Source organism: Rhodococcus sp. NPDC003383, from assembly GCF_053589115.1.
On sequence record NZ_JBSFRG010000068.1, the window covers coordinates 1 to 2,018 of the forward strand.

The following is a 2,018-nucleotide window of genomic DNA, read 5'->3' on the forward strand; positions in this document are numbered from 1 at the left end:
ACCGCAAACCCCGACACCAACACCCGATCCGCCACCGGCACCACATCCACCGACGACAACCGCACACCACCAGCCCCCGCCAACACACCGAACGCAGCACGCAGGGTCTCGACGGCCCGCTGAGCGGTCTCGGCGTCGAACAGGGCACCGGCGCACGCGAGCGTGCCGGTCAGTCCGTCGGGCGTATCGGCGATCTCGATCTCGAGGTCGGTCTTGACGCTGTTGGTTTCGTCGGCCTCGGTGTACCGGCCGAAGCCGGCGCGGCCGAGGACGTCGTGGGTTTCGTCGACCAGGTCCGCGACCCGGAAGGACACGAGCGTCTGGAACAGCGGGTTGTGCGCGGCCGACGGCGTGGTGCCGCTGACCCGCACGATGTGGTCGAACGGCATGTCCTGGTGGGCGAACCCACCGAGCACGACCTCCCGCACCCGGCCCAGCAACTCGTCCACCGTCGGATCCCCCGACAGATCGTGACGCAACGGCAGCGTGTTCACGAAATACCCCACCACCGACGCCAACGCCTCGTCCGTACGGCCACCCACCGGCGACCCCACCACGATGTCGTCACCGGCACCCAACCGCTGCATCGCGATGACGACCGCGGCCTGGACCAGCATGTACATCGTGACGTCGCGTTCCGTGCACACCCGCCGCAGCGCGGCCGAGACCTCCGGATCGATCGTGAAGGCGAGTTCGTACCCGGCGAAGTCCTGGACCGCCGGGCGCGGCCGGTCGGTGGCGATCATCGACACCTCCGGGACGCCCGTGAGCCGGTCACGCCAGTAGTCGACGTGGTCGGCCGCGGCGGTTCCGGGCCGGTCGGCGCCGGCGAGCATCGCGTCCTGCCAGGCCGCGAAGTGCCGGAACGTCACGGATTCCGGCGTCCACTGCGGTGCGGTGCCGCCGCGGCGCGCGGTGTAGGCGCCGAGGAGGTCGCCGAGCAGCGTCGGCGTCGACCATTCGTCGACGAACGCGTGGTGCACCGCCAGCGCCGCGACCTGCGGCCGGCCGTCGACGGTGAACACCGCGGCACGCATCGCCGGGTCCAGACGGAGGGAGAGCGGACGATTCACCCACTGCGCGACCGCGTCGGTCAGGGTGCCGGCATCGCTCACGATCTCCTCGACGGGGAACGCGCCGGTGCGCGGAGCCTCTACGTCGAGCTCGATGCCGTCCGGTCCGGGTACCAGCCGGGACCGCAGTGCCTCGTGTCGCATGGTGAGGTCGGTCAGTGCCGCCGCCCACGCGTCGGCGGAGAAGTCGTCGGGCACGGTGAGCACGAGCGGCACGGTGTAGACCGAGCCGGCTCCGGTGATCTGCTCGATCACCCACAGTGACCGCTGACCCGCCGACGCCGGAACCGTCTCCGGCACGACGACGTCGGCGACACCGATCGAGATCGCGCCCTCGGCTGCGTCGAGAGTGCGGGCGAGATCGCCGACGGACCGGGCCTCGAACAGGTCGCGCAGCGTCAGCTTGCGGGCGAAGCGGGCGGCCAGCCGCGCCACGGCCCGGGTCGCGAGCAGCGAGTGCCCGCCGAGGTCGAAGAAGTCGCTGTCGACACCCATCGGAACGGTCTCGTCCAAGCCGAGCACGTCGCGGAAGACCTCGGCCACGGCCCGTTCCGACTCGGTGGCCGGTGCCCGGCCTCCGTCGTGGACCGGTGCCACCGGCTCCGGCAGCGCCTTGCGGTCGAGCTTGCCGTTGACGGTCACCGGCAGCTCGTCGAGCACGGTGATCGTGGGCGGCACCATGTAGTCCGGCAGCCGCGACGAGAGATGTTCCCGCAGAGTGGAAGTCGGATCCTCAGCGTTCCAGGTTCCACGGTCGAGCGTGCAGTAGGCGGCGAGAGTCGCGTCGCGACCGGAGGTTCCGGTCCGGGCGATCACCGCGGACGAACGGACCCACGGATGGGCATCGAGGGCGGCGCGGATTTCGTCGAGTTCCACCCGGAACCCGCGGATCTTCACCTGATCGTCACACCGACCCAGATACTCCAACCCACCGAACGCATTCCA

At 70.4% G+C, this 2,018-nt stretch carries 1 protein-coding gene; it reads right to left on the reverse strand.

Annotation, left to right across the window (positions count from 1 at the left end; all coding sequences use genetic code 11):
• Nucleotides 1-1,970 (reverse strand): condensation domain-containing protein (locus ACWDTS_RS28070; RefSeq protein WP_450111774.1); only part of this gene is annotated, 1,970 nt, incomplete at its 3' end.
• Nucleotides 1,971-2,018 lie beyond the last annotated feature (48 nt).